This window comes from Saccharopolyspora sp. 7B (genome assembly GCF_020177435.1).
GTDB classification, from domain to species: domain Bacteria; phylum Actinomycetota; class Actinomycetes; order Mycobacteriales; family Pseudonocardiaceae; genus Saccharopolyspora_C; species Saccharopolyspora_C gregorii.
This window is the reverse complement of sequence record NZ_JAIUKC010000040.1, coordinates 1-5904: the sequence shown is the minus strand read 5'-3', so window position 1 is coordinate 5904 and position 5904 is coordinate 1. Positions and strand designations below refer to the sequence as shown.

5 protein-coding genes are annotated in these 5904 nt (G+C 64.6%); all 5 read left to right on the top strand.

From position 1 onward, the window contains the following. Positions 1 to 618 precede the first annotated feature (618 nt). Entirely contained in the window at positions 619 to 1125 is a 507-nt protein-coding gene (locus tag LCD33_RS08120; protein ID WP_308011248.1) for a hypothetical protein, read from the top strand. 199 nt (positions 1126 to 1324) lie between these two features. Then, complete coding sequence (locus LCD33_RS28805; protein ID WP_255615308.1) at positions 1325 to 1570, top strand: tyrosine-type recombinase/integrase; 246 nt, start codon at positions 1325 to 1327, stop codon at positions 1568 to 1570. Positions 1571 to 1695: 125 nt separating this feature from the next. Beyond that, the gene (locus tag LCD33_RS08110; protein WP_224963038.1) at positions 1696 to 2925 is read left to right on the top strand and encodes an ABC-three component system protein; all 1230 of its coding nucleotides are present in this window, start codon (positions 1696 to 1698) and stop codon (positions 2923 to 2925) included. Beyond that, a complete protein-coding gene (locus tag LCD33_RS29585; protein ID WP_224963040.1) occupies positions 2922 to 3416 on the top strand; it encodes a three component ABC system middle component in 495 nt (164 codons plus the stop codon). Before LCD33_RS08110 ends, LCD33_RS29585 begins: the two co-directional genes overlap by 4 nt. Next, complete coding sequence (locus tag LCD33_RS08100; protein WP_224968590.1) at positions 3416 to 5389, top strand: DUF3732 domain-containing protein; 1974 nt, start codon at positions 3416 to 3418, stop codon at positions 5387 to 5389. Before LCD33_RS29585 ends, LCD33_RS08100 begins: the two co-directional genes overlap by 1 nt. The last annotated feature ends 515 nt before the right edge of the window (positions 5390 to 5904 follow it).

The window sequence follows — 5904 nt, the reverse complement described above, 5'->3', positions numbered from 1 at the left end:
CACACTCCCCCCGCCCAACCCCCCGGCCCCGCCCCCCCTGGTCCGCCACGCGGCCCCCGGCCGGGGGGGCCGCGCCCCCCCCGCCCCCCCCCCCCCCCCCCCACCACAGGCCGATGCTCATCCCGTGGCCAGTTGGCCAGCAAAGTCATCCATCCCGCACCAGCGAAGAGCCAGCCACGCGCCGGTTGTTACCGCCTGATGACGAACCGCCCTACCCCCTGAGCTCCCCACGCTGCCCGGCGACCGGAGTGCAGCGGCCTGGGGCGGTGGTGACGACGTGTCCGCCCGACGGCGCAGTGTGGGCGTGACCAGCCAGGTTCTCGGCGCCACCCGGCTCATCGAAAAGCGGCCTGTTCCGAGCCAACCTGTCTCGAACCCGAAGACGGTCGGACTTGCCGATCCCTAGACAGTTCGCGGAGTTGCTGCGGCTCTACACCTCGCTCAACACCCGCCTGGCCTACGCCGCCGACCTCGGCATCCCCCTGGAATGGGTGCCCGGCTACCAGCCACCGAGCACAAACCGGCGGGCGCGGCCGCGCCCGCCGCGCCCAGCCCAGTGGCCTGGAGTGGCTGCCCTGGTGTCTGCGCAACGGGTCCACCTCTTTCGCCGACGTTCGGGTGGAACACGTCGAACGCTGGCTGGCCGCACTCGCCGAGGCCGGCTGCCATGACACCACCCGCGCCCGGATACTCTCGGCGGTCTCGGCCTTCTACCGCAAGTACCTGCTGCGCACCAGGCTGGTCACGCACAGCCCGGCGGCACTGGTCGACCGCCGCTCCCAGCACCTCAACCAGACCCAGGACACGCGGTCCCAGACCGTGCTGTGGTCGTTTGAGGTCTGCCGGGCGCCGCGGCTGGCCACCTACCTGCTGGCCGAGCACCACCGCTACGGCCGCCGCGACCGTGCCACGATCGAAATCCTCATCGGCACCGGTATGCGCGCCGAAGAACTCCTCGTTATCAACCTCGACGACTACCACCGCAGGCGCCCCCGGATCCCCGGCCGCGCTGCGGGTACACGGCAAAGGCGGCAAAGACCGCCGTGCGCTGGCCCCGCCCGCGGCCGACGCTGTCGACGCCTTTCTCACCGACCGGCGCCCCGCGCAGACTCCCGCGCTGCCTGACCAGACCAGCGCCCGCCCCGCCGAACCGCTGCTTATCACCCAGACCGACGCGCGCGTGCACGCCCCACCTGCAGGCCGTGCTGCGTCAGCTGTGCACGACCTTCGCGCCCGCCCCGGACGCCCCGCCACCCGGGCACGGTGGCGCCGGGAGCTACTCGCCGGTGAGAAGGCTGCGTTCATCGCCACCCATCTCGCCCTCTTGCGCGACACAATCCACCCGCACTCTGCACGCCACTCCTACGCCACCCACGCCAAGAACCGCGGCGCCGAAGCCCGCCAGATCCCATGCGACCTCGGCCACGCCACGCTGACCACCACCGAGGGCTACCTCCACGACGCCGCCGCCCTCGCCGACTCCGCCGCCCACGACCTTGCCCCCGCACTACACCGCGGCTGGCTTCCTACCGCCGCACCCCACGGCGACGAACAGGACCAGGACACATGATGACGCCCGAGTTGGGTTGCGCTCGCGACTCCCTTACGCCCAGCCACGGGCGCGTCTGGTGGCCCTCGTCACGGGATGCGACCTCGCCACACACAGGGCGCCTTCACACTGCTAACTTCCTATGTGTGAGCAACGTCATCGTCAACCGGTTCAGTGCTGCGGGGTCAGCGATCGGTTACCTCGCGCAGGTCGAGTACGCACTGCTCATCGCGCTGCAACGGATGGATGAGGAGGAGAGTCTTCGTCTGTCGTTGGAAACGGTCGACGACATCACTTTTGAAGGGCAGGGAGACTCTCGCGAGCTGTGGCAGACCAAGCATCATGTGGGGCGTCATGGGTCGCTGGGCGATACGAGCCCGGATCTGTGGAAGTCGCTGCACAATTGGATCGAGTCGGCCGATGAGCGTTCCGCCTGTTTCCTGTTTACGACTGTGACGGCGACCGACACGACTGCAGCAAGCCTGCTACGCCCGGTCCGTACAGCACAGGACGTGGTGGCGGCTCGCAAGAAGCTCGATGGCGTCGCGCGAGCAAGGGGTAACCAGTCACTGGTGTCCTACTATGATCGGTACCTCGGCCTCCCTGTGGAGAAGCGAACCGAGTTGCTTTCGCGGATCACCGTCTTGGATGGCCAGGCAGCGGGAGAGGACATCACCGGTCGGCTCGTCGCCACCGTCCGTAAGACGGTTGTCGCGCAACGGCGGAAGCCTTTGGTCGAACGACTCCGGGGATGGTGGCATGACCGCTCCATGGTGCATTTGACGCACATCGCTCGAGATGAGGTCGACTGGATCTCCATGCAGGAGATCGAGGACCAACTGCATTTGATCGCGCAGTCTCTCCGCGATGACAACCTTCCCCTTGACTATGATCGTGATCCCGAGCCGCCCCAGGAGAAAGTGGACGAGCACGATCGGGTTTTCGTTGAGCAGCTCAAGCTCATCATGCTGCACCACACTCGCATTCGGCAGGCTGTCTACGATCATAACCGCGCCTTCCTGCAACGGTCCAGGTGGCAGCGTGAGCAACTCCTCGCGGTGGGCGAACTCGACGCCTATGACCGGCGCCTAATCGAGGAATGGATGCGCGTGTTCCTTCCATTGGAAGAGCAATTCGGTGACGACCAGCCAAGCGAGGACGTCAAACGCCGTGACGCCCGGCAGCTTTATCAGCGTCTGCAGGAACGAAGCCTGCCGGAGATCCGTTCCGGGGTGCGCTCAGGCTACATTCCCTTGGGATCGCTCCATCTCCTCGCCGACCGGCTGCAGATCGGCTGGCATCCGGACTGGCTTGACCTCCTCAAACACCGTCTGAGTGACGTGCGAACCACGGCGGAGACCGAGGGGGCTGCATGAGCCTGCCCGGCCCGGTCGGGGATTCTGAGACCGGCGCATTGTTCAACCCTGCCTTCTGTGCAGTGCTGCTCCATAAGGCGACGAAGAGATACGAAGCGAAGTCGAGCGAAGGAATGCCGGTGACCTACGCGTTCCTTGTTTTGCCGTGCGCGCTGCACATGCCCACACGGGAGGCGCTTCCGCCTACAACAGCGGCTTCGATGTGGATCTGGTTGCGATCCCACCCTGTCCTTTGTATGGACTTCGCCGACCGCGTTCGTACTTTCCGAGGGTTCACCGCAGCCGCCATCAGATATGGCATCCAGCACGGAGCATTGGTCGGAGCGCTCGGCTCACTTGCTCCCGGAACTCTCCTGCGCCGTCCCCGCACCCTCCAGCCGACACAGGACTGGCAAGCGTGCGTTCGGACTGCTGAATTCCTTGGCCGGTGGTTTGGAGGGACCGCCGCAGACGAGGCCACCGTTCTTGCCCAGTGGGGAGTCCGCCCGTGATGCAACTTGATGCTCTTGTGCTTTACCACTCCGACGGGAATATGCGGCAGATCCGGTTCCGCCCTGGTCAGCTCAACATCATCACCGGCGAGTCCGGGACAGGTAAGAGCAGTATTATAGGGATTCTCCGGTTCCTTCTCGGGGGCGACAGCCCTCATGTCCCGCTCGGACCGATCCAGAACACCGTCGACTGGTATGGGCTCCTGGCTCATGCCGGCAACACCCACTTCTTCGTCGGCCGCCCAGCGCCCGACCATGGCGCCGCCACGACGCAAGCGTTCCTGGCCGTTGAAGAAACAGCGATCCCGCCACGGGCGGGCCTCCACACCAACGCCAGCGCCAGCGATGTCGTCGACTACCTTGGCAGCCTCATCGGTATCGCCGAGAATCTCCACGTACCTGCTGCGGGACAGACACGACGCCCGCTGGCGGCGAACCTCCGCCATGCGCTCTACTACTGCTTCCAGGGGCAAGGAGAGATTGCCAATCCCGAACTGTTGTTCCACCACCAAAACCGTGAGCATCAGAAACAAGCCATCCGCGACACGCTGCCGTATTTCCTTGGCGCGCAAGACCCCGATGCACTCCGTAAACGCCAAGAGCTCTCAGAAGTCCGGCGTGAGCTTCGACGCACGACGCTGAGGTTGGATGAAGCTCGTGCCACTCGTGAGCTCGGCGTCGGGCGCGCCGCAGGCCTCATCGCAGATGCCAAGGCTAGCGGCTTAATCGCACCCGATGCCCTACCGACGGACACCCGCGGCGCCTTTGAAATCCTCACGAGCGTCCTTAGCAGTGAGGAATCGCCTGTCAACGTCGACGACGCTGACAGTGATGGTGAGATGGAGCGCTTACTCGCACGCCGAACCGAGCTTCGCAGCACCGTGCGTGATCTCAACGACAAGATCCGTGGTCTTGACGAATTCGCCAGGGTTGGCAACGAGTACAGCTCCGAACTCAACGAGCACCGCGTTCGACTCGCCTCGGTCGGACTCATTCCTGACAAGCAGAAAGCCGCTGCCACGTGCCCGATTTGTGAGAACACGCTCGACACACCGAGCGCTCGCGCGGCGATCACACAGAGTCTCGAACGTGTATCTCAACGCATTGATCTCGCTCACCGCGATGAACCCCGCGTGGCCCAAGCCCGCGCAGAGCTCCTCCAAGCGCGCAGTGCTGCCCGGACTGAACTCGCAGACATCGACACAGCTCTCGACGATCTCGCACAGACAGACCAACGACGCGAGACGATGCGCCGCAGCTGGGAGCAGCAGAGCTTCGTACGTGGCCGCATCGCGCAATACCTGGATACCGCCACGCTCGCAGATGACGACGCCATGGCCGCCTTGGAACACACCGTCGAGAATCTCGAACGACGAGCAGCAAGCCTCAACGATGAGCTCGATCCAGAACAGCTACGCTCGGCCGTCAACTCTCTGCTGAACATCGTCGGGCGCCGGATGACCGCACTCGCGCAATCACTCCCTCTCGAACACTCCGAACACGGCGTCCGAATCGACCCCTACCGCCTGACCGTCGTTGCCGACACTCTCCAAGGACCTGCCTACATGGACGCCGGAGCGATCGGAAGCGGGATGAGCTGGGTCGGCTACCACCTTACGGCCTACCTCGCGCTTCAGGACTACTTCATCGAAGCACACCGTCCCGTTCCACGATTTATCGTTCTCGATCAGCCCAGCCAAGCCTTCTTCCCACGTGACCGTGACACCGGGGGAGACCTAACGGAGCTATCGGATGTGGATCGCACAAACACCCGCAAGCTCTACGAGATGATGTTCAACGTCGTCACCGAACTAGACGGACAACTACAAGTCATCGCCTTCGACCATGCCGACTTCCCAGAGCCCTGGTTTGGGGAATCGGTCGTCGAGTTCTGGCGAGAAGGCAACGCGCTTATTCCGCAGAACTGGCTGAACCCTGATACTTCGGATGCCCATGCGGAAAATGAGGAATAAGACAACGGAAGACCCAACTGAAGCCTCCCTGTAGAGGCGGCGCAAACCCTCGCTCTCCGGCCTCGGTCCCGACTTCCAGCACAAGCCCGAGAAGGCGGACAACCCGCACCTCGCCAAAGGCAGGTTCGTGGACCTACCAGCGGACGCCGACAGTTCCAGCGCTACGTCGTGGAGACCACGACTACCCAACCACACCATCGAACTCAACACCAGCCAGGGCGACAAGCACATCCTCACCAGATACCTGCTTGCTGGCTTCAGAACCATGCGGATGAACGAGATACTGCCCGCTCACGTGCGCGACCACCTGCGGCAACTCGCTGCGGACGGCGCCACTCCGCACACCTCGTTCGCTTCAAGACCGTGCTCTCAGCGATCTTCACCACCGCCTTCAACGACTGGATCATCCACTTCCACCCCTGCACCGGCGTCCCCGCCCCCCCCCCCCCCCAACCCCCCCCGCCCCCCCCCCCCCCCGCCCCCTCCGTCCACAACCCCCCGGGCGTGTACCCGGC

Bases quoted from the DNA above. Each gene is read 5' to 3' on its own strand.
- LCD33_RS29585 (WP_224963040.1), top strand. From the start codon at position 2,922: ATGAGCCTGCCCGGCCCGGTCGGGGATTCTGAGACCGGCGCATTGTTC.
- LCD33_RS08100 (WP_224968590.1), top strand. From the start codon at position 3,416: ATGCAACTTGATGCTCTTGTGCTTTACCACTCCGACGGGAATATGCGG.